Consider the following 597-nt stretch of genomic DNA (forward strand, 5'->3'; position numbering starts at 1 on the left):
CCCGCAACTCCATCGCTGCGACTTCCTCGATGATGCCAACAACATCGTCCTGGTCGGCGGACCTGGCACGGGCAAGACGCACATTGCCACCGCGCTCGGCGTTCAGGCCATTGAACATCACCACAAGCGGGTAAGGTTCTTCTCGACGGTCGAACTGGTCAACGCGCTTGAGCAAGAGAAAGCGCAAGGCAAGTCGGGACAGATCGCCAATCGGCTCGTTCACTCCGATCTCGTCATTCTCGACGAGCTGGGATACCTGCCATTCAGCGCTTCAGGCGGGGCGCTACTCTTCCATCTGCTCAGCAGACTTTATGAGCGCACCAGCGTCATCATCACCACCAACCTCAGCTTCAGTGAATGGGCAAGCGTCTTCGGCGACGCAAAGATGACCACCGCGCTGCTCGACAGGCTCACCCACCACTGCCACATCCTCGAAACCGGAAACGACAGCTTCCGCTTCAAGAACAGCTCGGCTCATCATCCCAAAACAGCAAAGGAGAAACGCAGGAACTTGACCCCGACCAACAACACGAACGATACCTAAAGGCGGGTCAATTCTCGGTGGAAACGCCGGGTCAGCTCTCAGTGGAAATCAAC

General features: G+C 57.3%; 1 protein-coding gene. It reads left to right on the forward strand.

All coding sequences use genetic code 11. The features are described 5' to 3' along the window. On the forward strand, nt 1–544 hold a 544-nt coding region (istB, locus tag PDO_RS17235; protein WP_007604868.1), incomplete at its 5' end, for an IS21-like element helper ATPase IstB. Nucleotides 545–597: the final 53 nt, after the last annotated feature.

Origin of the sequence: Rhizobium sp. PDO1-076, assembly GCF_000247475.1 — a bacterium.
In the GTDB taxonomy this organism is placed as follows: Bacteria; Pseudomonadota; Alphaproteobacteria; order Rhizobiales; family Rhizobiaceae; genus Allorhizobium.